Raw genomic sequence first — 24,557 nt, forward strand, 5'->3', positions numbered from 1 at the left:
TATCGTTTGTGCGTGAGACCCGGCGCCGAATGCTACTTCTTCGCCGCGGCTGCGACCGCTGCATCGAACTGGTTGAGCGCGTCGCTGCCGCGCTTGCCACGGCCATCGAGGCCGCTGGCCCAGGTCTTGGCGACACCCTTCAGCAGATCCTTGAACTTGTCGCGGACATCAGGCCGCAGCGTCTCGAAGCGGACGCCGGTCGCTTCCAGCTTCTGCTTGGTCTCGTCGTCGGCCTTCTGGATCTGCTCGCATGCGGATGGAATGATCTGCTCGGCTGCCTCGACCATCGCCTTCTGCACGTTTGGCGGCAGCTTCTTCCAAGCCGCATCGCTGATCGAGTAGGCAACGATGAAGCTACCGAAGCCGATGCCGTCGGTGGAGTACTTCACGAGCTTGTCGGTGCCGTAGGCGATGACGCTTTCGAGCGGAAACAGCAGGCCGTCCATCGTGCCGCGCGCCAGCGATTCATAGGCGTCGGGCGCGGCCATGCGGACCGGCACCGAGCCGATTGCGCGCAGCGTCAGATCCTGCGCGCCGCCGGTGGAGCGCAGCTTGAGCCCGTTGACGTCGGTCACCTCCTTGACCGGCGCCTTGACGGTCAGAATGCGGTACTGCGGCAGGGTGACGGACAGCAGCAGGCGGATGTTGTTGCCGGCATAATCCTGCTCGGCGATCACGCCGTCGCGCGCGAGCTTCCAGTAGGCGAGCGTGCCCTGGCAGGTATGGTCGAACGCGCCGGGTAGCATGGCGACTTCCGAAACCGGCATCTTGTCCGATGCGTAGCCCGGCGCGACATAGCCGATATCGGCGACGCCGGTCTGCGTCAGCTTCAGCATGTCGGTAGCTTTGCCGAGCTGCTGGGCCGGGTAGTAGTCGAAGGTGACGGCGTTGTTGGTCCGCTTCTTGATTTCTTCCATCCAGGGCTCGAGCACGAGCTTCACCAGATAGTGGCCCTTCGGAAACGAATCCGCGACGCGGAGGTGAATCGGATCAGCCGCAGCCGTTGGTACTGTCGAGGCCGCAAGAGCCGATGCTGCGAGCAGGCCAGTCAATGCAATGAGCCGACGGATCGTCGTCATTCTTCTCCCCGTTTTGTTTTGCGCAGTTGTCACGGGGCGGTTTGAACGTCGCCCTCGGTTGCGTTCAGATTTGTGAACAGGATGGCATAAGCTGAATGCGAGCGTCAAGAAGCGGACACTGGCATCGCCGAGCGCGTGCCTTATTTCGCCGAGGCCGGCCGCCGTCGCGATCGTGATCGGCTTGCATTGCCGCTGACATCGCTGCGATGGCCGAGCAAGGTGGAGATCGTCCTCGCGCTGTCGAGGACGATGCGGGAGAACAGATCGGGCTCGCGCTGTCCGCGCGAAAGCGGAGCGCCGATGGTCAGCCCGGCGACGATGGTGTTGCTGGCGTTGCGGATCGGTGCGGAGAAGCCCGCCGCATCGTCGGCGTAGTCGCCCATGGTGACGGAAAGGTCGGTTGCCCGGATGTTGTCCAGCAGCGCTTCGATCTTGCTGCGGCTCGCAATGGTTTTGCTGGCGGTCGGTTTCAACGTCATGGATTTGAAGTAGCGCTCGCGCTCCTTCTCCGGGAAGTGGGCGAGAAACAGCCGGCCGCAGGCGGTCGGATAAAGCGGTCGCTGCTCGCCGATCCGCGCGCAGAACCGGATCGACTTCGGCGACTCGACGAAATCGATGTAGGAGAAGCCGCGCCGGTCGGCGTTCAATTCGGCCAGCAGAACGGTTTCGCCGCACTCGGCAACGGCGCGCTCGAGCACCGGGCGGGCCAACTGGCGGAGCGAGCGCGCGCCGGTCAGCGCCGAGGCCAACGACCAGGTTTCCTCGCCGATCACGTAGAGCGCGCCGCTGCGCGCCAGATAGCCCAGTTCGGTGAGCCCGTTGAGGGTCGAGAGCAGTGAACTTTTCGGCACGTTCAGCGCCGCCGCGAGCGTCGACAGGTTGAGCCCGTCCGGATGGCCGGACAGCAGGCGCAGCAAGGCCATGGCGCGGCCGAGGGCCATCGGTCCGTCGCCCTTGCTGCTCGCCCTGGGCGCCACCCGGGCCTTTCCTGTCGTCACCAAATTCGTTTCACCAAGTCCGCTTCACCAAGTCCGCTTCAGCAAGTCCGCTTCGCCAAGAGCGTCGTCGCGTCGACATCAATTCGTGTCGACATCAGTCTCGTGTCCACTCGCGTGCCGATGCATTGCAACGGCGCGCATGCTTCAGGCAAAGCCTGTGTAATCACATTCGCATTCCGAATCCACGATCTGCAACGTGACTTTCGCAGCATTCGCATGTGCGAACGGCCGGGCAGTGCGGACCGCGAGCCAATCCGTTAAGACAGAAATGAGCTCCGGCATCGCTGAGAAGCTGGTTTACATATCCGAACACAGGACATATATACGAACAAAACAAATTGCCTCTGGGATCAGGAACGCGCTCGGCATGGACTACACGCCCGAACAACTCAGCATCCGCGCCAACATCTCCAAGCTGTGCGCACAGTTCGGCGATCGCTACTGGCTGGAGCGTGATTCCGACGGACAGTTTCCGCACGAATTCTGCAACGCCATCGCCAAGGAGGGGTGGCTCGGGATCGCCATGCCCGAGGACTACGGCGGCAGCGGTCTCGGCATCACCGAAGCCGCCACCCTGGTTCAGGCCATCACCGAAAGCGGCTGCGGCAACGCCGGATTCGCAGCCATCGCGATCAACATCTTCGGGCTCAATCCGGTGGTGGTGTTCGGCACGCCGGAGCAGAAGCAGCGCTGGCTGCCGCGGATCATCGATCGGCGCGATACCGCGTGTTTCGGCGTCACCGAGCCGAACACCGGACTGGATACGACGCGGCTGAAAACCCGCGCGGTTTGGGACGGCACGCACTACGTGGTGCACGGTCAGAAGACGTGGACGTCAACGGCACAGCAGGCGAACAAGATTCTGCTGATCGCGAGAACCACCGATGAATCAAAGACGAAGCGGCCGATCGACGGCCTGTCGCTGTTCTACACTGACCTCGATCGCAGTCATGTGGAGATCCGCGAGATCGAGAAGATGGGCCGGAAGTGCGTGGATTCCAACCAGCTCTTCTTCGACGGCCTGAGGATTCCGAAGGAGGATCTGATCGGCGAGGAGGGCAAGGGCTTCAAATATCTCCTGCACGGACTCAATGCCGAACGTCTCCTGATCGCCGCCTCGATGGTCGGCCTCGGCCGCTGCGCGCTCCAGCGCGCGTCGGACTATGCGCGCGATCGCGTCATCTTCGGCCGGCCGATCGGCATGAACCAGGCGATCCAGCACCCGCTCGCCGCGTCATGGGCGGAGCTGGAAGCTGCGAACCTGATGGCATTTCAGGGCGCCCGCCTTTACGACGCCGGCAAGGAATGCGGCAAGGAGGCGAACGCGGCGAAATACCTCGCGGGAGAGGCCACCTTCACGGCGTGCAAGAACGCGGTGCTCACCCATGGCGGCATGGGCTATGCCAAGGAATTCCATGTCGAGCGATACTTCCGCGAGTGCCTGATCCATTGGATCGCGCCGATCACGCCGCACCTGATGCTGTCGTTCCTCGCCGAGAAGGCGCTCGACCTTCCCCGGTCCTATTGAGAAAGTCCAACGGAGAATGGCGTTATGACGTTGATACGCTCCTGGCTGTTCGTTCCTGGCGACAGCGAGCCGAAGCTCGCCAAGGCCCGCGCCAGTGTCGCCGACGCGCTGATCATCGATCTGGAGGATTCAGTCGCCGATTCCCGGCAGGATGTGGCGCGGACACTCTCCAACGCCTTCCTGAAGGCCAACCCCGACCGCTCCAAGCAGGAGCTGTGGGTGCGGATCAACCCGCTCGATCACGCCTTCTGTCTGGAAGACCTCGCGGCGGTGATGGGCGGCCGGCCGGACGGGATCGTCCTGCCCAAGGTCTATTCGGCGAAGGATGTGAACCGCCTTGCCGATTTCATCCTGGCGCTGGAAGCGCGGGAAGGCATTGCGCCCGGCACGACCAAGATCCTGTCGATCGCGACCGAGACGGCCGCCTCGCTGTTGACGTTCCACACCTATCTCACCGATCTGTCGCCGCGTCTGGCCGCGCTGACCTGGGGCGGCGAGGATCTCGCGGCAGCACTCGGTGCCAGCGACAACCGGCATCCGGTGACCGGGGCATACGATCATCCCTATATCCATGCGCAGGTCATGTGTCTGGCGACCGCGAAGGCGATCAACGCCCAGGCGGTCGGCTGTGTGGTCGTTGATTTCCGGAATTCGGATGCCTTGCACGCCGATTGTGTCCGCGATCTGGCGATGGGCTTCTTTGGCAAGATCGCGATCCATCCCGCGCAATGCGCGGTGATCAATGCGGCGTTCACGCCGGCTGCCGAGGAGGTCGCGAAGGCCAGGCGCATCGTCGCCGTGTTCGACGACAATCCCGGCGTCGGCACGATCGGCATCGACGGCAAGATGTACGACATGCCGCATTACAAACAGGCGAAGTCGCTGCTGAATCTGGCGACGCGGCTGCAGCAGTCGGGCAGGGCGGCGTCGTAGCGGCTTTGCTCGCGCGCGTCGGGCGACACCAGGCGTTTTGAAACAACAGACCTTCTGGAAGGCAGATCGGAGAGGATCGATGGCAGGGTTGTGGTACGAGCAGTTCGAGGTGGGCGCGGTCTATGATCACCCGGTCACGCGCACGATCATCGAGGCCGACAATCTCTGGTTCAGCAATCTGACGCTGAACACGCAGCCGCTGCACATCGATTTTCACAAAGCCGCGCAGTCGGAGCATGGCAAGCCGCTGGTGAACAGCCTGTTCACGCTGGCGCTGATGATCGGAATGTCGGTGACCGACACGACGCTCGGCACCACGGTCGGCAATCTCGCCATGGGCGGCATCAATTTCCCGCGGCCGGTGTTCCATGGCGACAGCATTCGCGCGCGCACCACGATCAAGAGCAAACGCGAGAGCAAATCGCGTCCCAATGCGGGAATTGTGGTTTTCTACCACGAGGCGTTCAATCAGAATGACGAGCTGGTCGCCACCTGCGAGCGCACCGGACTGATGATGAAGGCGCCAAAGTCCGCCTGACGCCGCGCCTCCGGTCGCGAGCTGTTTGCGGAAGCAGGCGGAGATCGAGATCCTCGTGCTGAAATTCGGGGTTGCCCAATGAACACTGCCCAATGGCTGGTCCGCGCTGCAACGACGTTCCCGGATGCTCCGGCGATCGGCCTGGGCACGAGCCCCTGGGCGAGCTATCGCCAGCTTGCGCGGCGCGCGGCCTGCCTCGCCACGGGCCTGCGCGAACGTTTCGGCCTGAAGGCGGGAGATCGCGTGGCGATCGCCGCGAAGAACGTGCCGCAGTTCCTGGAGATCGTGTTCGGCATCTGGCACGGCGGGTTTGCGCCGGTGCCGGCCAACGCCAAGCTGCATGGCGCGGAGTTGAAATGGATCGTCGAGAACTCGGGCGCCAGGATCGTGCTGGCGACGCCGCACGAGGCCGATGCCATCGCTGCGCACAATCCGTGCGTCGATGCGATCATCAGCATCGGCTCGGTCGAGTATGAGGCGCTCTTCAAGGGCGAGCCGGCGCCGATGGCTGCGGCCGCGCCGGACAGTCTGGCGTGGCTGTTCTACACGAGCGGCACTACGGGCCGTCCCAAGGGAGCGATGATCACCCATCGCTCGGTGCAGTCCTGCACCTATGGCTATTTGATCGATGTCGATCCGCCTGTCGCCAACAGCGCGATGCTGCATGGCGCGCCGTTGAGCCATGGTTCTGGGCTTTATGCGATTCCTCAGGTCTGCCAGGCAGGCATCAACGTCATTCCGGAATCGGGTGCGTTCGAGCCGGCTGAGATCTTCGCGATGTTCGAGCGCTGGCGCGGAGCGTCGATGTTCGCAGCGCCGACGATGATCAAGCGCATGGTCGAGAGCGCCGCAGCCTGTGATCCGACGGCGATCCGGACCGTGGTGTGGGGCGGGGCGCCGATGTATGTGGAGGATGTGCGCCGTGCGCTCGACCGCTTCGGTCCGCGGCTTGCGCAGATCTTCGGTCAGGGCGAGTCGCCGATGACCGGCACCGTGCTGTCGAAGGCGATCGTTGCCGACGACCAGCATCCGCGCTGGCTGCAGCGGATCGCCTCCGCCGGCATCGCCAATTCGCTATGCGAGGTGCGGATCGGCGACGCCGACGACAACCCGCTGCCGGCCGGCGAAGTGGGCGAGATTCTGATCCGCGGCGACAGCGTCGTCTCGGGCTACTGGCAGAACGAGGAGGCGACGCGAGCCACGTTCCGCAACGGCTGGCTGCACACCGGCGACGTCGGCTCAATGGACGAGGACGGATTCGTCACGATCAAGGATCGCTCCAAGGACATGATCATTTCCGGTGGCTCGAACATCTATCCGCGCGAGATCGAGGAGGTGCTGCTGACCGATGCCCGCGTTCACGAGGTGTCGGTGATCGGCAGGCCCGATCCGGAATGGGGCGAGGTGGTGGTCGCCTATGTGGTTGGCGACGTGCCGTCCGCCGAACTCGATCAACTGTGCCTCGACAGCATCGCGCGCTTCAAGCGTCCGAAGGACTACGTGTTCGTGAAGGAGCTGCCGAAGAACAATTACGGGAAGATTCTGAAGACCGAGCTGCGGACGCTGGATCAGATCCAAAGCAAATCCGCACAGGACCGTTGAGGGCAGACGCGATTGCATTGCGCACTTGCGGCTAAGCGGGATGCGGATATCAAATCTATCTCGCTAAAGCATGATCGCTTGAAATCGTACCCATGTCGCCGGTTGCTCAATGCCGATCGCGGCTTCCGTCTGAAACAATCACGATCTAGGGCGCGCCCAGCGTCCATGACAGGCGGCGGGCGGCGTCGAGCACGAGCTCGGTCAGCCGCGACCGCTGTTCGCCCCCCAGCCGCGATGCGGGCAGGGCGATGCCGATGGCGTATTGCACGTTGCCTTGCCGGTCGAATACCGGTGCGCCGATCGCGCCGGCATCGAGGGTGTGTTCTTCCTGCGTCGCCGCGACGCGGCTGTTGCGCACGTCTGCCAACGCCGTCATCAGCGCGTCCGGCGCGGTGATGGTGTTGGCCGTGATCTCGACGATGCTGTCGCTGGCGAGATAGGGCGCGATGTAGCCGTCGTTGTTCTGGAACGCCAGCAGGGCGCGTCCGAACGCGGTGCAGTACAGCGGCCGCCGCGCGCCGATGGTCGGCGTGTAGCGCACCGGGCGCGTGCCTTCGGCGCGATCGATGTAGACCGCCTGATGATGCTCCGCGTCGAGCATCGCCAGCAGCGCGGTCTCGCCGGTCTGCCGCACCAGCTCGTCGAGCAGCGGCCGGGCTGCCGCAAGCACGCTCGAGGTGGCGGCGATCACCGCCCCGAGCCGGATCGACGCGGGGCCGAGCCCGTACTTGGTCCCATCCTGCAGCGCAACATGGCCGGATGCAGTCATCACCCGCAGGTGGCTGAACAGACTGGTCTTTGGAATACCGAGCCGTTCGCTGAGCTGGGTGAGCGTCAGTCCTTGCGGCGATTCCGCCAGCAGTTCAACGATTTGCATGACCCTGACGGGTGAGCGGGGGCCGAGATAGTCGGCGGGGCCGCCGGCGCCAAGCTGTTCGTCTTCCTGATCGGGCACCGCGGTCTTCATGCCGCAAGTGTACCGGCGGTGTGGAGATTCGTCGAGGACTTGACGCTACGGAATTCCCATATCAGAATTTAATTCTATTATGCGAATAAAGCTTCGTCCGCGAACGGCGCTCGCTACTGAGAAATGGGAGGAGACAAGACGGCTCATGAAGAACGCGATGTGTGAGATGTTCGGTATCGAAGTACCGATCTTTGCTTTCTCTCATTGCCGCGACGTCGTGGTGGAAGTGTCCAAGGCCGGCGGCTTCGGCGTGCTCGGGATGGCACGGATGAGTCCCGAGCGCGTGCGGGAAGAGCTGCGCTGGATCGATGCGCACATCGAGGGACGACCGTACGGTATCGATGTGCTGATGCCGACCACGTACCAGGATTTCGGCGGCCACAAGTTCGACGCCGAGCAGCTGTTTCCGCGGCGGCAACTGGAGTTCGTGCGCACGATGCTGGACGAGGCCGGGGTGCCGCCGCTGCCGCCGGACGAAGCGCACGCGATCGAGACCGCGCTGGTGAGCCAGTTCAATTTCACCCCGCAGGAAAGCGCGGAGATGATCGAGATCGCGATGGAGCATCCGATCAAGCTCATCGTCAACGCGCTGGGGTCGCCGCCGCCGTCGCTGGTCGAGCGGGCGCATGCGCGCGGCATCAAGGTCGCAGCGCTGGCCGGTGCGCCGAAGCACGCGTTGCGCCACAAGCAGGCCGGCTGCGATTTCGTGATCGCCGTCGGCACCGAAGCCGGCGGCCACACCGGCCATGTCACGTCGATGGTGCTGTGGCCGCGCATCGTCGATGCCGTGGCGCCGCTGCCGGTACTCGGCGGCGGCGGGGTCGGGCGCGGCCGGCAGATGGCGGCGGCGCTGGCGCTCGGTTGCGAGGGTGTGTGGTGTGGCTCGGTCTGGCTCAAGACCGCACAGAGCGAGGTCACCCCCGAGATCAAGGCCAAGATGTTCGAAGCGGGTTCGGAGGATGCCGTGCTGACGCGCAGCGTGACCGGCAAACCGTGTCGGACGCTGCGCAGCAGGTTCACCGACGCCTGGGATGAGCCCGGCGCGCCCGAAACCCTGCCGGCGCCGCTGCAGGCGATCCTGTGGTGGGGGCAGGGACGCACGCGCGTCGAACGGGCGCGGGTGAAGGACTTTCTGACCTATCCGGTCGGGCAGATCGTCGGCGACATGACCGAGGAAACCTCGGTGCGCCAGGTCGTCTACGAGATGATGAGCGAACTGGTTGAAGCCAAGGACCGGCTCAACGGCGTCGTCGGCTGAGCGCGCGTCTCTCGGCGCAGGCACGCGGCGGCGTGGGCACATACGAGACGGCGCGTCTCTGCGTGCGACGCACCGCGAATGGAAGGCACGGAACGCACAGTGCGCAAAACACACGTCTGAAGGCATGAGGGGGCAGGTCATGATGATGACGACGATGGGGGCGATCGCTCGGCGGACAAGTTGCGAGGCCGGCCTGTCCGGCCTTTGTTGGATGGTCGTGGCATCATTGGCTTGCGTCGTCATGTTGGCGCAGCCCGCGCATGCGCAAACTTTTCCGACGAAGCCGCTGCGGCTGATCGTGCCGTTTCCCGCCGGCAGCGCTTCGGACAGCGCGGCGCGCATTCTGGCCAAGGCGATGGGCGAGGAGCTGAAGCAGCCGGTCGTGGTCGAGAACAAGCCCGGCGCCAACGGCATTCTCGGCGTCGAGCAGGTCAAGCTCGCGGCCGGCGATCCCTACGTGCTGCTGGTCACGGCGAGCACCACCCATGCCGCCAACCTCAGTCTCTACAAGCAACTGCCCTATGACCCGGTGAAGGATTTCACGCCGCTGGCGAAGATCGGCGTCACCGCATTCGTCCTGATGGTGCGGCCGGATTTTCCCGCAGCCACCATGCAGGAATTCCTGGCCTATGCGCGGCAGCGCTCCGGCAAGCTGAACTACGCGCACGGCACCGCGGGCATGCTGGCGTCGGCGTCGCTGCTGGCGAAGATGGGCGGCTTCGCCGCGCAAGGCATCGCCTACAAGGGCAATCCGCCGGCCTTGATCGACCTAATGGGCGGCGTGGTCGATTTCAGCTTCGTCGATGTCGGCAATGCCGCCGTGCAGATGAAGAGCGGCAAGCTGAAGGGGCTCGGCGTCACCATGCTTCGCCGCACGGTGCTCGCGCCGGAGCTGCCGACGATCGCTGAGGCCGGAAACATGCCGGGCTTCGAGATCGTGCCCTGGGTCGGCCTGCTCGCGCCGGCGAATATCGGCAACGATGCTCGCGACACGCTGATGAAGGCGGCCATGGCCGCGCTCGGCAAGTCCGAGGTCAAGGCGCAGCTCACCACCGCGGGGCTCGATCCGGAGCCGCTGGACGGCGACGGGCTGGCCCGCACGATCGATGCCGACATCAAGCTGTGGGCGCGCGTGCTCAGCGAGGCCGGCGTGCAGCCGGAGTAAGTCCGGCTTTCAGGCTTCGTCCGACAGACGCCTGATGCGCGGCGTTCTGAACGCAAAACGGGCCGGCGTGGTGCGTGTCGGCCCGTTGCGTGAGATATGCGTTAAGGACGCCGGGTCTATTCGACCTTGGGCAGCGCCGCGGCCTTCACGATCTTGCCCCAGATATCATTGTCCTTCCGCATGCGCGCGCCGAATTCGTCAGGTGTCGAGCTCTGTCCCGGCGTGCCCGCCTCGAGCAGCTTCTTCGCCAACTCGGGGTCGGCCAGCGCCTTGCGCGCGGCGTCATTCAGCTTGCTGATGATCGCCGGCGGCGTCCCGGCAGGCGCGACCAGGCCGGTGTAGGACTCGCCGACGATCTCGGGATAGCCGCTTTCCTTGAACGTCGGCGCGTTCGGGAAACCTTCGAACCGGGTGTCGCCGAACACGCCGATGACCCGCAGCAGGCCGGCTTCGTGCTGCGATACGACCGTCGGGCCGATCGCGTCGAACAGCATGTCGATATTGCCGCCGATCAGGTCGTTCACGGCCGGTCCGCCGCCCCGATAGGGCACATGGGTAAAGTCGACCTTCAGATCCTGGCTGATCATCAGGCCCAGCAGATGGGCGATGGTGCCTGCTCCCGGTGTGCCGTATGACGGCTGCTTCGCCTTGATGTAGTCGATCAGCTCTTTCGGATTGTTGACGGCGAGGCCCTTCTTGACCGCAGCGATGACCGGCACGCGCGTCGTCTGCGAGATCGGTGCGAAGCTGTCGAGGGTGTAGTCGACCTTGCTGTACAGATGCGGGGCGATCGCGGCGGTCGATTGGGTGATGACGAACAGCGTGTAGCCATCCTTCGGCGCCCGCGCAGCCATCGCCGCGCCGACCGTGGTGCCAGCTCCCGGCTTGTTCTCGACGATGATCGGTCCCTTCACGAAGTCCTTCATCTTGTCGACGATCAGACGGATCGAGGCGTCGGTCGAACCGCCCGCCGCATAGGGCAGGATCACCGTGATCGGCTTGTTCGGATAAGTATCGGCGGACGCCGGCGCCGTACTGGCCAGAAGACCAAGGAGAAGGGCTGTCGCTGCATGTTTCATCTGCTGCACTCTCTCGTCGATTGAGGATGGATCGTTGAGGCCGCGCATGATGCGCGCGACGGCTCGCGGCGGAAGGCGTCCGGTTAGCGTCGTCTGTCCCGCAGGTTGCGGCAGTGGGAAGATGTTCACTGCACCAGCGGCTCGTGCGCGAAGAGCCGTTGGATGATGAAGGATTTGGAAGAGCCCGGAGCAATTGGCTTCAGCGTCGGGCGATTCATCGTCTGACGGTGACGGGCGTGTCCTCCGCGCTGGTATCGTCTTTGTTGCATGCAATCTGGCGAGCAGGCCGTTCGCCTGTCAAGTACGGGTATCCGTATCTCATTCGCATATACGAATAGGCTGCGACGATGCCAACCTTGACGCGGGGCGCGAGCGCGACGCGAACGGGCGCGATGATGGGAAAGAATGTGATGCGGACAGCGCCAATGGTCCACCGGTCACGCGGGGCGGGCAACGCGCGTCTTGAACATTTTGGTTCTGATCGAATCAGAACCAAAACTCTCGATTCTTGTCTGTCGCGCTTTCTTCACGCGAACCGGTTTCCATTTCGCCCGAAAACGCGCTAGCCGTTCACACCTGCGCCGCCGGATATCCCAGCAGGCGTGAAATGCCTAGGCTCGCGGCGCGAGCCTTCTCGCATAATTCCCTGGCCCGATGTGCGACGCGGCCCGACGGGGCGGCGATGACCAGGCTGGCGATCGCCGAGCCGTCATGATCGTAGATCGGCGCGGCAATGCCGGTGAAGCCTTCCGACGACTGGTTGATCGAAACGCAGACGCCGGCGCGGGCGACCGACCGGATCCGTCGCCGCAGCGCCGCCTTGTTGGTGATGGTGTTGGAGGCGAGCGCCTGGAGCTTGACGGTCTTGATATAGCGTTCGACCCCGGCGTCGGACTGGTGCGACAGCAGCAGCAGCCCGCCGGCGGTGCAGTAGAGCGGCCGCCGGTCGCCGACCGCGGCGGCGAGGGTCGGTGCTTGGCTGGATGCCACTTTGTCGAGGTGGACGATCTCGTCCTTGGCTGCGGTCAGCGTCGTGAGCACGGCGGTTTCGCCGGTCTCTGCGGCCGTCCGCACGAGAATCGGCCGCGCGATCCGCGGAAGCGAGCGATGCGCGACGATCTGATGCGCCAGGACAAGGCTTTCCGGGCCGAGCTCGTAGACGAGGCCGTTCTGAGCGATGTGGCCGGCTTCGCAGAGGCTGCGAAGCACGATCAGCAAGCTGGTCTTCGGTGTGTTGAGCTGCCGTGCGAGTTGGGCCAGCGTGCGGCCTTCCTGCGTCAACGCCTGAAGCACCATCAGCGAGCGCTGCGGCGACTTCGCGGGTGCCCGGCGGCTTCGGGCCGGCGCGGCGCCGTTCACGCTGGCGCGGTTGGCGGGATTGAGGACGTCGACGGAATGATCGGTGCTTTGCAGCATGGGATGTCATCCACGTTGGGAGCGGAGAACCTTCGTGATCGCGTCGGCCGCCGCGCGCAGGCTGGCGCCGGTGTCTTCGATCGCCTTGGCCGTCAGGGCCGAGCTGAGCCCCATCGCCGTGATGACGAAGAGAATGCGGCCCTCGCTGTCGAAGATCGGCGCGGCGACGCCGTTGGCGGCACTCACGGGGGAATCGGTGATCGTCGCATGGCCCACCGCGCGGGCCGTGTTGAGCTGTTCGCGATAAGCCTTCTGCGTCGGTGGCGGCAATCCGGGCACCGGCGAGACGCCGACGCTCTTGAGCAGCGATTCGCTTTCCTCGGCCGATAGAAACGCCATGAAGCAGCGGCCGCTCATGCCTTCGGTGATGCGAAACCGCGTGCCCACCGCGATGCTGATGCGAACGTCGCCACCGGGCTCTTCCTTGTCCACCACCATCAGATGCTCGTGACTGACGCGCGCCACCACAAAGGTCGTCAGCCGGGTCTTGCGGGCGAACTCGACGAGATGAGTGCGCGCCTTCTCCACGAACGCGAAGTCGCGGCTCACGGCGCCGCCGAGTTCGAGCAGGCTCAGGCCCAGCCGGTAGGTCTTCGCCCGCTCGTCGAAGGCAACGATGTTGTGGTGCTGAAGGGTCTTGAGGATCGCGTAGCAGGCGCTGGAGCCGATGGTGAGCGCCTGCGCCACTTCGGTCACGGTGGCCTGCTGCCGCCGCTGCAGCAGGCGCAGGATGCGCACCGACCGATCGACCGCAGGTACCATGTAGGGCGTTGCCTTGGTCGAGGAGCCCGAAGCGGCGGCTTTTACGCGCGGCATGACCACCTTCCGTGAGCCCCTTGCGGAGAGGCCATCATCTGCGATAACTGTATATAGAATACTATTCTGCATATAGAATAACGACGACCGGGTGGGAGCGCAAGGGGGATGGTCCGTTTAGTCTGCGTGTTGATGGCAGCACTGCTGGCCGCGCCGATGGCTTCGGCCGCGCCGGGTTATCCGGATCGGCCAGTCAAGATCATCGTGCCGTTCTCGCCGGGCAGCGGCGGCGACACTGTGGCCCGCATGGTCGCCGACGAACTGCGCAAGTCGCTCGGCGGTTCGTTCGTGGTCGAAAATCGTCCGGGCGCTTCCGGGCAGATCGGTACTGAGGCAGCGGCGAAGTCTCCGGCCGATGGATACACGCTGCTGCAGACCTCCTCGGCGCAGAATTCGGCGGGGCCTTGGCTGGTGAAGACGCTGAGCTACGATCCGATCAAGGACTTCGCCCACATCGCCCGCGTCATCACGGTGCCGTTCCTGCTGGTCGTGCCGCCCGAACTGCCGGTCAAAACGGTGCAGGAGTTCATCGATTACGCGCGCAAGAACCCCGGCCTTGCCTATGGCCATGGGTCGGCCACCGCGCAGGTCGCATCGGCGACGTTCTCGACGCTGGCGGGCCTCAACACCATGAACGTGCCGTACAAGAGCCAACCGCCGGCAGTGATCGACCTGATGGCCGGGCGGATTCAATTCATGATGGCGGACCTGTCAGTGGTCGGCGAACAGGTCAAGGCCGGCAAGCTCAAGGCGCTGGCGATCACGGCGCGCAACCGCTCACCGGGGTTTCCCGACGTGCCGACGCTTGCGGAGCAAGGCATGACCGGCTTCGACCTCGAGGTCTGGGTCGGCATCGGTGCGCCGGCGGGCACGCCTGAAGCCATCGTCAAGCTGCTCAGCGGCGAGATCATGAAGATGGGGCAGCGCGATGACGTGCGGCAGCGCTTCCAGGCGGTGGGCTTCGATCTCGCGCCCAACACCGTCTCCGACCACGCGGCCTTCTTGCGGGAGCAGCTCGACAGCTGGGGCCGGCGCATCAAGGACGCAGGAATTCAACCCGAATAACGACAAAGGATACGGGCATGATAGTGATCCGCTGGCTGGCAGGGCTCGGGCTGGCCATCTCTCTCTCCGCTCAGGCTTACGCGTTTCCGGGCGACAGGCCGGTGCGGATCATCGTTCCGTTCACCGCAGGCAGCGCCAGCGACACGGTCGCGCGGGTGGTGGCGGACGAGCTGCGCAAGACGCTCGGCGGCACTTACGTCATCGAGAACAAGCCGGGTGCCTCGGGGCAGATCGGCAGCGAGCAGGTGGCCAAGGCAACGGCCGATGGTCATACGCTGCTACTGACGACCTCCGCCACCCATTCCGCGCGCCCCTGGCTGGTGAAATCCTATCCGTTCGACCCGCTGAAGGATTTCGTTCACGTTGCGCGGGTGATCTCCGTGCCGTTCCTGCTGGTCGTGCATCCCGGCCTGCCGGTGCAGACCGTCAAGGAGTTCATCGCCTACGCGCAGAAGAATCCGGGTCTGGCCTATGGATACGGCTCGGCGACGTCGCAGGTCGCGGCGGCGACCTTCACCAGCCTTGCCAAGATCGAAGCGCTCAGCGTTCCCTACAAGAGCCAGCCGCCGGCCGTGATCGATCTGATGGAGGGGCGGATCACGTTCATGATGGCCGATCCGTCGATCGCCGCCGAGCAGATCCAGGCGGGCAAGCTGCGCGCCATCGCCATCACCGCGCCCGTGCGTTCGGCGCAGCTGCCGGACGTGCCGACCCTGGCGGAATCCGGCATGGGCGAGTTCGATCCGGAGGTCTGGCTCGGCATCGGCGCGCCGGCGGGCACGCCTGCCGAGGTCGTCAAAGCGATCAACGCCGAGATCATCAAGATGGGGCGGCGCGACGACGTGCGGCAGCGCTTCGCCCAGCTCGGTCTGGACCTCACGCCGAACAGCGCGGAGGAGCAGACGGCCTATGTGCGCGCCCAGCTTGCCGCCTGGGGCAAGCGCATCAAGGATGCCGGGATTCAGCCGGAATGATCGAGCGGACGTCCAAGCAAAAACAGGCGCAGGAGGCGCTGGCCTGCCTGCGGGACGGCGCCATCGTCGCCATCGGCGGCTCGCTGTTTCACAACAAGCCGATGAGCCTCGTGCGCGAGATCGCCCGCCGCGGTGTGCGCGACCTGACGGTCGTCGCTGTGACCCAGGCCTCGATCGACGTCGACCTGCTGGTTGCTGCGGGCTGCGTCGCCGAAGTGCGGGTGCCGTATCTCGGTCTCGAACATCACGGACTCGCGCTCAACGTCCGTCGCTTCGTGACGGAGGGGCGCATCAAGATCTGGGACTGCGATGAAACCCAGGTGATCGCCGGCATGGAGGCGGCGGCGAAGGATCTGCCGTCGGGTCTGACCAAGACCGGTGTCGGCACCGACCTGCCGCGCAGCAATCCCGACTTCAAGCCGGTGGTGGACGCCTTCACCGGCGAGCCGATGATCGCAGTGCCCGCGCTGCGGCCGGATGTCGCCCTGCTGCATGCGACAGAGGGCGACCGATGGGGCAATCTGGCCTATGCGGGCTATCCGTTCTCGGATGTGCTGATCGCGGAGGCGACGCATCGCAGCGGCGGCAAGGTGATCGCCAGCGTGGACGAGGTGGTGCCCGCCAGCCGCTTCTCCGGCGATCCCTTCCATGCCGACATCGCCCATATCCTTGTAGATGCCGTGGTCGAGGCGCCGTGGGGCGCGCATCCGTGTTCGTCGCACGGTAACTATCAGTACGACGACGGCTTTCTTGCGCGCTACCAGCAGCATGCGCGCGAGGGCGCGACGGCGATGGCCGCTTGGCTCGATGCGCATGTGCTGACGCCCGCGAGTCACGATGCCTATCTCGACCGCTTTCTGACGCCGACGCTGATTGCTGCCATGAGGCGAGACATCTATGCCCGTCAATGATGCATCGTGGTCGTGGCCGGAGCTCGCGGCCGTTGTCCTCAGCCGCGAACTCCGCGACGGTGAGGTGGGCTCGCCCGGCGGCTCGCGCAGCGAAATCCCGCTCGCCGCGGCGCGCCTGGCGCAGCTCACGCACGCACCGAATCTGGCGATCATCACCAGTGCGGCCGGTTTCGTCGCCAACATGGTTGGCAAGCCGTGGAGCCCGCTGTTCTCCTCGACGATGGACTGGCGCAACGTTTATGCGGGGACCGAGGCGGTGCTGCCCTCCAGCGGCGTCTTCCACACGCGGCGCGACTGGTTCTTCGCCGGCGCGTTGCAGGTGGACGCCTACGGCAACATCAATCTCAGCGCGATCCGCATGAAGGATGGCACCGAGATGCGCGGGCCGGGAGCGGCCGGTCTCGCCTATTCGTCGACCATGGCGCGGCGCTACTTCATCTACATGCACGAGCATTCGCGGCGATCGTTCGTGCCGCAGCTCGATTATCGCACGGCGATCGGTTTCGGCGACGGACCTGGCAGCCGCGAGCGGCTCGGCTTGCGCGGCGGTGGGCCGGCGCTGGTCATCAGTCCCCGAGGGGTGATGGATTTCGACGAAGCGACCCGGCGTCTGCGGCTGCGTTCGGTCCATCCGGGGCACAGCGTGGAGGAGCTTGTGGAGAACACCGGCTGCGCGCTGATGGTGCCGGCGGCGGTGCCGGAGACGACGGCGCCGTCGCAGCGGGAGTTGGATGTCCTGCGTCATCAGGTGGATGTCGGCGGCGTCCTGCGCCGCTAGCACATGATCCGGACCGGGACGGCCGCGTCGGCACGACGCGTGTCGCGGTTCTCCCGAAGCGATCATGGGCGAATGAAGACCCAGAGCACGATGATGGTTCGTTCGAATGTCATCGCGCCGCTAACCAAACAACGAGACGGAGACGATGCAGGCGCTCGACGGAATCAAGGTGCTGGATTTGGGCCGCGCGCTCGCGGGGCCGATGTGCGGATTGCTGTTGGCCGATCTCGGAGCCGACGTCATCAAGATCGAGCCGCCCGGCCTCGGTGACGACAGCCGAGAATGGCCGCCGATGATGAACGGCGAGAGCAGCTACTTCCTCAGCGTGAACCGCAACAAGCGCAGCATCGTGCTGGATCTCGCCTCCCATGAAGGCAAGCAGGTGTTCCTGCGGATGGCCGACACGGCCGACGTGGTCATCGAGAACTATCGCGCCGATGTGATGGATCGCCTCGGGCTTGGCTACGATGTCCTGAAGCAGCGCAACCCGCGGCTCGTCTACTGCGCGCTCACCGGCTTCGGCCGCACCGGGCCACGCCGGGCGATGCCGGCCACTGATGTCTATGCGCAGGCCTTCGCCGGCGTCATGGGCCTGACGGGAGAGCCCGGCGGCGTGCCGCTGCGCGTCGGCGTCAGCCTGTGCGATGTGACCACCGGCCTGTTCGGTGCCTATGGCGTGCTCGCCGCGTTGCAGGCGCGCCACCTGACAGGACATGGCCAGTTGGTCGATACCTCGCTGATGGAGGGACAGATGGCGTTCCTCTCCTATCTGATCACGGCGTTCCAGGCGACGGGCAAGGTGCCGCAAGCGCAGGGGCGCGGGCATCCGAGCATCGTGCCTTATGGTTCGTTCCAGTGCAGCGACGGCTGGGTCTCGCTTGCAACCTTCAACGACAGACTCTGGCGCCGCGCCGCGCAAGGCCTGGGTCTTGCGGACCTGGCCGAAGACCCGCGCTTCGACACCAATCCCAAGCGGCTGGAGCGCCGCGAGGAATTGATCGCGATCCTCGACGCGCGCTTCCGAACCAAGACCGTCGCCGAGTGGGTTGCAATCATGGAGGCGTTGGATGTGCCGCTTGCGCCGGTGAATACGCTCGATCGGCTGCTGGCGGACCCGCAGGTCGCCGCCCGCGACATGCTGCAGACCTTCACGCATCCTGTGGCCGGCGAGGTCAGCACGTTCGGCTTCCCGGTGAAGTTCTCGGAGACACCGTGTGCCTTCACGCGTCCGCCGCCGACGCTTGGGCAGCACACGCAGGAGGTGCTGCGCGAATATGGCTTCGCCGATATGGCCGTCGGGACGAGGTCTGGAACGACGGCATGACACCGCGGCAGAATGAGGCTGCGCTCCGTCAAAGACTCCGCGTCAGCGGATCGAACAGGGTCGTCGAAGGTCAGCGGCGTTGCCAGCAGCCCCTGCTGCGTCGCGTAGCCAAGGATCAGTGTCAGCGATGGCCGCAGCGCTTCGACCCCGAAGGGCAGGAAATCCGGCCGCGTGGATGGCGCCGCGGCCTTGGAGTCCTTGAGCAGCCGGAACATCTCGCGCACCGCATCCGGTCTCGTCTCCGCAAGGGCGCTGCTGACGACGGCGACATGGTTGACTGGCACCGCGCCAAGCTTCGCTGACCAGGCCGTCGCTGCGGCTTCAACCGGACCGGTCTGTTGTGGTCCGGTGCCGGTCCGGTCCAGGGTTTTCTGCAACGACTGGATAGGGTGCGAGGAACAGCTGCGATACCTGGTGCGATTGAAGCGCGATGCGATTGGGATGAATCATCCTCGCGCCTTAGCTCATTGTCTAAGCATGATCTTTTCGGAACATCGCTTCACGCTTTTCCGGATCATGCTTTAGAACGACACGTTGATGCCGCCGTCGACGAAGATCGACTGACCAGTGACGTGGCCGGCCTCCGCCGACAGCAGGAAGACGGCCATGTTGGCGACGTCATCGGCGGTGGTCATCTTCTTCAGCGGCGTCCGCTCGGAGAGGCGGTGCTGATCTCCCGGCGGGATCACGGCGTCGAGCAGCGGCGTTGCGACGAAGCCCGGATTGACGGTGTTGATGCGGATGTTGCGGTCGGCGACCTCCATCGCCGCCACGCGGGTCAGCGCATCCACGCCAGCCTTGCTCGCGACGTAGGTGGAGATGTTCTTGTAGCCGTGCGGCACCACGCCGCTGGAGGTGTTGACGATCGCGCCGCCGCCGGTGCGCAGCATCGCCGGAATCTGGTGCTTCATGCAGAGGAAGACGCTGCGCAGGTTGGTGTCGATGATGCTCTGCCAGGTGTCGAGATCGAGTTCGTATAGCGGCTTGCGATTGTGCTGGGCGATGCCGGCATTGTTGAAGGCGAGGTCGAGCCGGCCGTACTGGGCGATGGTGGCTTCGACCAGCGCCTGGATGTCCTCCGGTTTGCGCACGTCGGTCTGGTGGGCGGAGCCGGTGCCGCCGGCCTCGCGGATGGCGGCTAGCGTCGCTTCGCCACCCTTGATGTCGGCGACGACGACGCGCGCGCCCCGGGCGGCGAGCTGTATCGCCGCGGACTTGCCGATGCCCGAGCCTGCCCCGGTTACGATTGCCACTTTGTCCTGAAAGCCGGTCATGTGCGTCGGAATGTCCTATCGATGAAGGTGTAGCGATGCTGACCGGAATCGAAGCCGGTCCGGGCCGATCCTGTCATCTCGGAGGAACGGCCGGCATCCATCCCCCGCAAACTTCACATTCTTGAAACTCCGCTCCCGCCGGCTGCGCCAATTGTTTGGCTTGCGGCGATCGACTAGCGTCCCGCGTCTCAACAAGAAGAACGGTGTGAAGAGGAGGAGCAGTGCCTCAAGCCATGCTTGACGACCCCGATGGTGCGCTCGCGATCCTGCGCGAGAGCGTCGCACATTTTGCTGAACATCATGACGGGGTGCGGGCACTGCGCGAGAAGCGTCGGCAAGGCGGCGATCTCGACCGCGCGCTCTGGACGGCGATGGCAGAGGCGGGCTGGACCGGATTGCTGTTGCCGGAAGAGCTGGGCGGCAGCGGCCTCGGTCTGCGTGAGCAGGTGGTCTTGAGCGAGGCGCTCGGCCGTGCACTGGTCTCGGAGCCTCTCGTCAGTCTTTCGGTCTTCGCCGGCGCGCTGCTCGCGGCGGCACCGGCATCGCCGCAGCGCGACAGGCTCTCCGCAGGCGTGGCCAACGGCAGTCTGATCGTCGCGCCGGCCTGGCGCGATGGCGAGAAAACGCTGTCGGCGACTGTGGCGGCGGATTCGGTCGTGCTGAATGGCGACAAGCATTTCGTCGATGGTGGCCGTTCGGGTGATGCATTGCTCGTGGTGGCGGCGACGGATGCGGGGGCTTGCCTGCTGAGCGTGCCGTCGCATGCGGATGGTGTTTCGATCGTTCCGCGCCCCGGCATCGATGGCGCATCGCTGGCCTCGGTCCGGTTTGCATCCTGTCGTCTTCCGGCGGAGAGCGTGCTGGCGCGGGCGGACAGTGTCGCCGCGCTGTTGGACCGGCCGATCCACATGGCGCGGGTTGCGCTTGCCGCCGAGTTGGCCGGCGTCGCGTCCGGCGCGCTCGATCGGACTGTCGCCTACGTCAAGGAACGCGTGCAGTTCGGCAAGCCGATCGGCAGTTTCCAGGCGATCCAGCATCGGCTGGTCGAGATGTGGATCGATGCCGAGCTCGCCTGCGCGGCGGTGACCAATGCGGCCGAGGTGGCCTCGACCGGCACGGAGCGCGACGCCAGGCTCGCCGGGCTTGCGGCGAAGGCGCGGGCCGGGGATGCGGCCGTGTCGATCTGCCGCCGTGCCGTGCACTTGCATGGCGCGATGGGCTTCACCGACGAGTGCGAGATCGGACTTTCCCTGAAGCGTGCTATCAGTCTCAACGCGATGCTCGGACAACCCGAGCAGTTGCGCTTGCAATTCGTCGAACTCGAAAGGGCTGCATAATGGAAAACAAGCTCATCAAAACAGAAATCAAGAATCATGTCGCGGTGGTGACGATGGACGCACCGCCCGTCAACGCCCAATCGAAGGACTTCATCGAGGAACTGATCTCGGTGTTCGACGAGCTCAATGCGACGCCCGAGGTGCGGGTGATCGTTTTGACCGGCGCGGGCAAGGTGTTCTCCGCCGGCGCGGACATCAAGTCGCGCAACAGCTCGCGTGAGATCACGGCCGACACCTACCGGCACCTGCGCCGCGCGCGCGAGGCGGGTTTCGTCATCATGGAATCGAACAAGGGCGTGATCGCCGCGGTGAATGGGCCTGCACTGGGTGCCGGCATGGGCCTGGCCGTGTGTTGCGACATCATCGTCGCCTCGGACAACGCGGTGTTCGGCCTGCCGGAGATCGATATCGGACTGATGGGCGGGGTGCGTCATACGATGCGGCTGATTCCGCAGTCGCTGACCCGGCGCATGGTGCTGTCGGGCTATCGCGTGCCGGCCGCGGAGCTGTTCCGCCGCGGCATCATCGAGGATTGCGTGCCGCTCGATCAGCTGATGCCGACCGCGATGAAGATCGCCAACGAGATCGCCAAGAAGAGCCCGATGGCGCTGAAGCTCGCCAAGCGCGCCATCAACACCGTCGAGACGATGGGGCTGAAGGACGGCTATCGCTTCGAGCAGAACCTCACCGTGGAAATGACCCAGCACGAGGATTCCAAGGAGGCGATGCAGGCGTTCCTCGAGAAGCGGCCCGCGGTCTTCAAGGACATCGTGTGATGACGATTGATTGGAATGACCTTCCGGACGAACAGTTCCGAAGCGAATTCCGTGCGTGGGTCGAGGCCAACTGTCCTCGATCCATGCGCTTCATGCGCAAGCAGCGGCCGCTCTTCAACGAGGTGGCCGAGTGGTATCACGCATTGGCCGCGAAGGGGTGGCTCGCGCCGACCTGGCCACGTGAGTATGGCGGCATGGGGCTCTCGCCTGCCAAGCACATGATCTACGTGGAAGAGTGGGGGCGGCTCGGTTGCCCCCGCATTCCGGACCATGGCATCGGTTTGGTCGGACCGCTGCTGATCCAGCACGGCACCGAGGCGCAGAAGGCGCATTATCTGCCGCGCATTCTCTCCGGCGAGGATGTCTGGTGCCAGGGTTACTCGGAGCCGAACGCGGGCTCCGATCTCGCTAGCCTGCGAACCGAGGCGGTGCGTGACGGCGACGTGTTCGTCGTCAACGGCCAGAAGATCTGGACCACACTCGCGCATTGCGCGAACTGGATGTTCGTGCTGGTGCGGACCTCCAAGGACAGCAAGGTGCGCCAGAAGGGGATCACCGTCCTGCTTCTCGACCTCAGCGATCCCGGCGTGCGGATTCGGCCGATCGTCAACCTGCGCGGCGAGGCCGATTTCTGCGAGGTGTTCTTCGATAACGTGCGGGTGCCGGTCGCAAACGTCGTCGGCACGATCGACGAGGGCTGGACGGTTGCGAAATCCGTGCTCGGGCACGAGCGCATCTTTCTCGGCGCGCCGACCCGTCCGGAATATGCGCTCGGTCGGCTGGAGAAGCTGGCGGAGGCGCGGGGCGCGTTCGATGATCCAGCATTCCGGTCGCGTTATGCCAAGCTGCGGCTCGATCTGTACGATCTCGGCTCCGGCTTCGAGCGGTTCGCCAAGGTGCTGCGCAGCGGCGGCGAGCTTGGCGCCGATGTGTCGATGCTGAAGATCCTGGCGACTGAGCTGTATCAGCGCATCACCGAAGAGATGCTGGTCATCGCCGGCGAAGAGGCGCGCTATGACGACGATCTCGATGCCGCGGGCGAACAGATCGATGCGATGAACCTGTTCCTCGATTCGCGGGCGCCCGCCATCTTCGGCGGCTCCAACGAGATCCAGAAGAACATCCTGGCGAAAGCCGTCCTTCAGCTACCGGGCTGACATCGGAGCAGGGCATGACGATGGGAGCGGGAACGGCATTGACGCGGGACGATCCGCAAGCAGCCAGCGGCGCAGCGTCCGGGCAGGCCGGTGCGGCTGCCGGCGATGCCGTGCTGGTCGGGGAGGGGCTGACCAAGGTGTTCGCCGGTTTCGCTGCGGTGAAGAACGTCAACCTCAGCATCCGCCGCGGTTCGATTCACGCGCTGATCGGGCCGAACGGCGCCGGCAAGACCACCTGCTTCAACCTCTTGACCAAGACGCTGACGCCGACCAGCGGCCGCGTCATCTTCGATGGGCAGGACGTGTCTGCTCTGCGTTCCTCGGAGGTTGCGCGTCGCGGGCTGGTTCGCTCGTTCCAGATTTCGGCCACCTTTCCGAACCTCACGGCGCTGGAGAACGTGCGCGTCGCGCTGCAGTCGCGGTTCGGCATGGCCTATCACTTCTGGCGCTCGCTGCGGGCCGTTGCGCCGCTGAACCGGCGCGCGGAGGAGCTGCTCGAGCAGGTGGGGCTCGCCGATAGCCGTCATATCGCGGCATCGGATTTATCTTACGGCAAGAAGCGCGCGCTGGAGATCGCGACCACGCTGGCGCTGGAGCCGAAGGTGCTGCTGCTCGACGAGCCGACCGCCGGCATGGGGCATGAGGATATCGCGCCGATCACCGCGCTGATCCGGGCGGCGGCGGTCGGGCGCACCGTGCTGCTGGTGGAGCACAATCTGTCGGTGGTGTCGGACCTCTGCGATCGGATCACGGTGCTGCAGCACGGCCAGGTGCTGGCCGAGGGCTCCTATCAGCAGGTTTCCGGCAATCCCGACGTGATCTCGGCCTATATGGGAGGCGTCGATGACTGAGGCTGCAGCGGCGTCCGCGCCGAGCACGCTTCCGGCCATGCTCTCGGTCACCGACCTACACGCGTGGTACGCGGAGTCGCACGTCCTGCATGGCGTCACCTTCGACGTCCGCGAGGGCGAGCTGCTGACGCTGATCGGCCGCAATGGCGCGGGCAAGACCACCACCTTGCGTTCGATCATGGGCATCGTCCGCCAGCGCACCGGATCGATCCGCATGGGCGCGACCGAATTGATCGATCGGCGCACCTACGAGATCGCCCGGCACGGCATCGCCTACTGCCCGGAGGAGCGGGCGATCTTCGCTTCGCTCTCGGTGCGCGAGAACCTGCTGCTGCCGCCGGTGCTGCGCAGCGGTGGCATGTCGCTCGATCAATTGTTCGAAGCCTTCCCAAACCTGAAGGCGCGCAGCGCGAGCCAGGGCACCAAACTCTCCGGCGGCGAGCAGCAGATGCTGGCGATCGCCCGCATCCTGCGCACCGGTGCGCGCCTGCTGCTGCTGGACGAGCCGAGCGAGGGGCTCGCGCCGGTCGTCGTGCGCGAGATCGGCGAGGTGATCCTGCGGCTGAAGCGGCAGGGCTTCACCATTCTCCTGGTCGAGCAGAACCTGCGCTTCGCCCGCAAGGTCGCCGATCGTCATGTGGTGATCGAGAACGGCAAGGTGGCCGATATCCTCAATGCCGCCGATCTCGACCGGAACATGAGCCGCGTTCAATCCTATCTCGGTGTATGAG

The 24,557-nt window shown here is 65.1% G+C and carries 23 protein-coding genes; 16 read left to right on the forward strand and 7 right to left on the reverse strand.

Features of this window, described 5'->3' with window-relative positions:
• Positions 1–32 precede the first annotated feature (32 nt).
• The gene (dctP, locus tag X566_RS11440; RefSeq protein ID WP_034466299.1) at positions 33–1,079 is read right to left on the reverse strand and encodes a TRAP transporter substrate-binding protein DctP; all 1,047 of its coding nucleotides are present in this window, start codon (positions 1,077–1,079) and stop codon (positions 33–35) included.
• A 140-nt stretch (positions 1,080–1,219) separates the two neighbouring features.
• On the reverse strand, positions 1,220–2,056 hold the full coding sequence (locus X566_RS11445) for an IclR family transcriptional regulator (protein WP_152539850.1): 837 nt from the start codon (positions 2,054–2,056) through the stop codon (positions 1,220–1,222).
• A 388-nt stretch (positions 2,057–2,444) separates the two neighbouring features.
• Here X566_RS11445 and X566_RS11450 point away from each other — a divergent pair, with 388 nt between their 5' ends.
• The 4 genes from X566_RS11450 to X566_RS11465 all read left to right on the forward strand — a co-directional run bounded on the left by X566_RS11450 (position 2,445) and on the right by X566_RS11465 (position 6,678).
• A complete protein-coding gene (locus X566_RS11450) occupies positions 2,445–3,605 on the forward strand; it encodes an acyl-CoA dehydrogenase family protein (protein ID WP_034466305.1) in 1,161 nt (386 codons plus the stop codon).
• A gap of 24 nt (positions 3,606–3,629) precedes the next feature.
• On the forward strand, positions 3,630–4,538 hold the full coding sequence (locus X566_RS11455) for a CoA ester lyase (RefSeq protein ID WP_034466309.1): 909 nt from the start codon (positions 3,630–3,632) through the stop codon (positions 4,536–4,538).
• Between the two features lie 79 nt (positions 4,539–4,617).
• Positions 4,618–5,076: a MaoC family dehydratase gene (locus X566_RS11460; protein ID WP_034466311.1), complete on the forward strand. Its 459-nt coding sequence runs from the start codon at positions 4,618–4,620 to the stop codon at positions 5,074–5,076.
• 78 nt (positions 5,077–5,154) lie between these two features.
• Complete coding sequence (locus X566_RS11465) at positions 5,155–6,678, forward strand: AMP-binding protein (protein ID WP_034466314.1); 1,524 nt, start codon at positions 5,155–5,157, stop codon at positions 6,676–6,678.
• 145 nt (positions 6,679–6,823) lie between these two features.
• On the opposite strand, the gene X566_RS11470 is transcribed toward X566_RS11465, so the two are convergent.
• Positions 6,824–7,645 (reverse strand): IclR family transcriptional regulator, encoded by an 822-nt coding sequence (locus tag X566_RS11470; RefSeq protein WP_034466316.1) that lies wholly within the window; start codon positions 7,643–7,645, stop codon positions 6,824–6,826.
• 145 nt (positions 7,646–7,790) lie between these two features.
• Between X566_RS11470 and X566_RS11475 the strand changes: the two genes are divergently transcribed.
• Positions 7,791–8,903 (forward strand): nitronate monooxygenase family protein, encoded by a 1,113-nt coding sequence (locus X566_RS11475; RefSeq protein WP_034466318.1) that lies wholly within the window; start codon positions 7,791–7,793, stop codon positions 8,901–8,903.
• A 139-nt stretch (positions 8,904–9,042) separates the two neighbouring features.
• Positions 9,043–10,068: a tripartite tricarboxylate transporter substrate binding protein gene (locus X566_RS11480; RefSeq protein ID WP_160170465.1), complete on the forward strand. Its 1,026-nt coding sequence runs from the start codon at positions 9,043–9,045 to the stop codon at positions 10,066–10,068.
• Between the two features lie 116 nt (positions 10,069–10,184).
• Here the strand turns inward: X566_RS11480 and X566_RS11485 are convergent, their stop codons facing one another.
• The 3 genes from X566_RS11485 to X566_RS11495 all read right to left on the reverse strand — a co-directional run bounded on the left by X566_RS11485 (position 10,185) and on the right by X566_RS11495 (position 13,451).
• Positions 10,185–11,147: a tripartite tricarboxylate transporter substrate binding protein gene (locus tag X566_RS11485; protein ID WP_034468401.1), complete on the reverse strand. Its 963-nt coding sequence runs from the start codon at positions 11,145–11,147 to the stop codon at positions 10,185–10,187.
• Between the two features lie 570 nt (positions 11,148–11,717).
• Positions 11,718–12,563 (reverse strand): IclR family transcriptional regulator, encoded by an 846-nt coding sequence (locus X566_RS11490; RefSeq protein WP_034466320.1) that lies wholly within the window; start codon positions 12,561–12,563, stop codon positions 11,718–11,720.
• Positions 12,564–12,569: 6 nt separating this feature from the next.
• Entirely contained in the window at positions 12,570–13,451 is an 882-nt protein-coding gene (locus X566_RS11495) for an IclR family transcriptional regulator (protein WP_081740144.1), read from the reverse strand.
• 36 nt (positions 13,452–13,487) lie between these two features.
• Here X566_RS11495 and X566_RS11500 point away from each other — a divergent pair, with 36 nt between their 5' ends.
• From X566_RS11500 to X566_RS11520, 5 genes are all read left to right on the forward strand, one after another.
• On the forward strand, positions 13,488–14,444 hold the full coding sequence (locus X566_RS11500; RefSeq protein WP_034466325.1) for a tripartite tricarboxylate transporter substrate binding protein: 957 nt from the start codon (positions 13,488–13,490) through the stop codon (positions 14,442–14,444).
• Between the two features lie 17 nt (positions 14,445–14,461).
• Positions 14,462–15,418 carry a tripartite tricarboxylate transporter substrate binding protein gene (locus X566_RS11505; RefSeq protein WP_034466328.1) on the forward strand — a complete coding sequence of 319 codons (957 nt, stop codon included), beginning with the start codon at positions 14,462–14,464 and terminating at the stop codon, positions 15,416–15,418.
• Positions 15,415–16,329, forward strand: a complete 915-nt coding sequence (locus tag X566_RS11510) for a CoA transferase subunit A (protein ID WP_051444027.1) — start codon at positions 15,415–15,417, stop codon at positions 16,327–16,329. The genes X566_RS11505 and X566_RS11510 overlap by 4 nt, the downstream gene beginning before the upstream one ends.
• Positions 16,316–17,107, forward strand: coding sequence for a CoA-transferase subunit beta (locus tag X566_RS11515; protein WP_051444028.1), 792 nt, complete (start codon positions 16,316–16,318; stop codon positions 17,105–17,107). Before X566_RS11510 ends, X566_RS11515 begins: the two co-directional genes overlap by 14 nt.
• Before the next feature lie 145 nt (positions 17,108–17,252).
• The gene (locus X566_RS11520) at positions 17,253–18,431 is read left to right on the forward strand and encodes a CaiB/BaiF CoA-transferase family protein (RefSeq protein WP_034466331.1); all 1,179 of its coding nucleotides are present in this window, start codon (positions 17,253–17,255) and stop codon (positions 18,429–18,431) included.
• Between the two features lie 521 nt (positions 18,432–18,952).
• On the opposite strand, the gene X566_RS11525 is transcribed toward X566_RS11520, so the two are convergent.
• Positions 18,953–19,705: an SDR family NAD(P)-dependent oxidoreductase gene (locus tag X566_RS11525; RefSeq protein WP_034466335.1), complete on the reverse strand. Its 753-nt coding sequence runs from the start codon at positions 19,703–19,705 to the stop codon at positions 18,953–18,955.
• Positions 19,706–19,938: 233 nt separating this feature from the next.
• On the opposite strand from X566_RS11525, the gene X566_RS11530 reads away from it, so the two are divergent.
• The 5 genes from X566_RS11530 to X566_RS11550 are packed head-to-tail and all read left to right on the forward strand — an operon-like array spanning position 19,939 to position 24,556.
• Positions 19,939–21,042: an acyl-CoA dehydrogenase family protein gene (locus X566_RS11530; RefSeq protein ID WP_206538695.1), complete on the forward strand. Its 1,104-nt coding sequence runs from the start codon at positions 19,939–19,941 to the stop codon at positions 21,040–21,042.
• Positions 21,042–21,818: an enoyl-CoA hydratase/isomerase family protein gene (locus X566_RS11535; protein WP_034466342.1), complete on the forward strand. Its 777-nt coding sequence runs from the start codon at positions 21,042–21,044 to the stop codon at positions 21,816–21,818. The genes X566_RS11530 and X566_RS11535 overlap by 1 nt, the downstream gene beginning before the upstream one ends.
• On the forward strand, positions 21,818–22,975 hold the full coding sequence (locus tag X566_RS11540; RefSeq protein WP_034466344.1) for an acyl-CoA dehydrogenase family protein: 1,158 nt from the start codon (positions 21,818–21,820) through the stop codon (positions 22,973–22,975). The genes X566_RS11535 and X566_RS11540 overlap by 1 nt, the downstream gene beginning before the upstream one ends.
• A gap of 14 nt (positions 22,976–22,989) precedes the next feature.
• Complete coding sequence (locus X566_RS11545) at positions 22,990–23,826, forward strand: ABC transporter ATP-binding protein (RefSeq protein WP_244434723.1); 837 nt, start codon at positions 22,990–22,992, stop codon at positions 23,824–23,826.
• The gene (locus X566_RS11550) at positions 23,819–24,556 is read left to right on the forward strand and encodes an ABC transporter ATP-binding protein (RefSeq protein WP_034466348.1); all 738 of its coding nucleotides are present in this window, start codon (positions 23,819–23,821) and stop codon (positions 24,554–24,556) included. Before X566_RS11545 ends, X566_RS11550 begins: the two co-directional genes overlap by 8 nt.
• Position 24,557: the final 1 nt, after the last annotated feature.

The organism is Afipia sp. P52-10 (assembly GCF_000516555.1).
Classification (GTDB): domain Bacteria; phylum Pseudomonadota; class Alphaproteobacteria; order Rhizobiales; family Xanthobacteraceae; genus P52-10.

Bases quoted from the DNA above. Each gene is read 5' to 3' on its own strand.
- X566_RS11485 (WP_034468401.1), bottom strand. From the start codon at position 11,147: ATGAAACATGCAGCGACAGCCCTTCTCCTTGGTCTTCTGGCCAGTACG.
- X566_RS11530 (WP_206538695.1), top strand. From the start codon at position 19,939: ATGCTTGACGACCCCGATGGTGCGCTCGCGATCCTGCGCGAGAGCGTC.
- X566_RS11450 (WP_034466305.1), top strand. From the start codon at position 2,445: ATGGACTACACGCCCGAACAACTCAGCATCCGCGCCAACATCTCCAAG.
- X566_RS11460 (WP_034466311.1), top strand. From the start codon at position 4,618: ATGGCAGGGTTGTGGTACGAGCAGTTCGAGGTGGGCGCGGTCTATGAT.
- X566_RS11525 (WP_034466335.1), bottom strand. From the start codon at position 19,705: ATGACCGGCTTTCAGGACAAAGTGGCAATCGTAACCGGGGCAGGCTCG.
- X566_RS11455 (WP_034466309.1), top strand. From the start codon at position 3,630: ATGACGTTGATACGCTCCTGGCTGTTCGTTCCTGGCGACAGCGAGCCG.
- X566_RS11505 (WP_034466328.1), top strand. From the start codon at position 14,462: ATGATAGTGATCCGCTGGCTGGCAGGGCTCGGGCTGGCCATCTCTCTC.
- X566_RS11465 (WP_034466314.1), top strand. From the start codon at position 5,155: ATGAACACTGCCCAATGGCTGGTCCGCGCTGCAACGACGTTCCCGGAT.
- dctP (WP_034466299.1), bottom strand. From the start codon at position 1,079: ATGACGACGATCCGTCGGCTCATTGCATTGACTGGCCTGCTCGCAGCA.
- X566_RS11490 (WP_034466320.1), bottom strand. From the start codon at position 12,563: ATGCTGCAAAGCACCGATCATTCCGTCGACGTCCTCAATCCCGCCAAC.
- X566_RS11545 (WP_244434723.1), top strand. From the start codon at position 22,990: ATGACGATGGGAGCGGGAACGGCATTGACGCGGGACGATCCGCAAGCA.
- X566_RS11475 (WP_034466318.1), top strand. From the start codon at position 7,791: ATGAAGAACGCGATGTGTGAGATGTTCGGTATCGAAGTACCGATCTTT.
- X566_RS11550 (WP_034466348.1), top strand. From the start codon at position 23,819: ATGACTGAGGCTGCAGCGGCGTCCGCGCCGAGCACGCTTCCGGCCATG.
- X566_RS11540 (WP_034466344.1), top strand. From the start codon at position 21,818: ATGACGATTGATTGGAATGACCTTCCGGACGAACAGTTCCGAAGCGAA.
- X566_RS11535 (WP_034466342.1), top strand. From the start codon at position 21,042: ATGGAAAACAAGCTCATCAAAACAGAAATCAAGAATCATGTCGCGGTG.
- X566_RS11520 (WP_034466331.1), top strand. From the start codon at position 17,253: ATGCAGGCGCTCGACGGAATCAAGGTGCTGGATTTGGGCCGCGCGCTC.
- X566_RS11495 (WP_081740144.1), bottom strand. From the start codon at position 13,451: ATGCAGAATAGTATTCTATATACAGTTATCGCAGATGATGGCCTCTCC.
- X566_RS11510 (WP_051444027.1), top strand. From the start codon at position 15,415: ATGATCGAGCGGACGTCCAAGCAAAAACAGGCGCAGGAGGCGCTGGCC.
- X566_RS11500 (WP_034466325.1), top strand. From the start codon at position 13,488: ATGGTCCGTTTAGTCTGCGTGTTGATGGCAGCACTGCTGGCCGCGCCG.
- X566_RS11515 (WP_051444028.1), top strand. From the start codon at position 16,316: ATGCCCGTCAATGATGCATCGTGGTCGTGGCCGGAGCTCGCGGCCGTT.
- X566_RS11480 (WP_160170465.1), top strand. From the start codon at position 9,043: ATGATGATGACGACGATGGGGGCGATCGCTCGGCGGACAAGTTGCGAG.
- X566_RS11470 (WP_034466316.1), bottom strand. From the start codon at position 7,645: ATGAAGACCGCGGTGCCCGATCAGGAAGACGAACAGCTTGGCGCCGGC.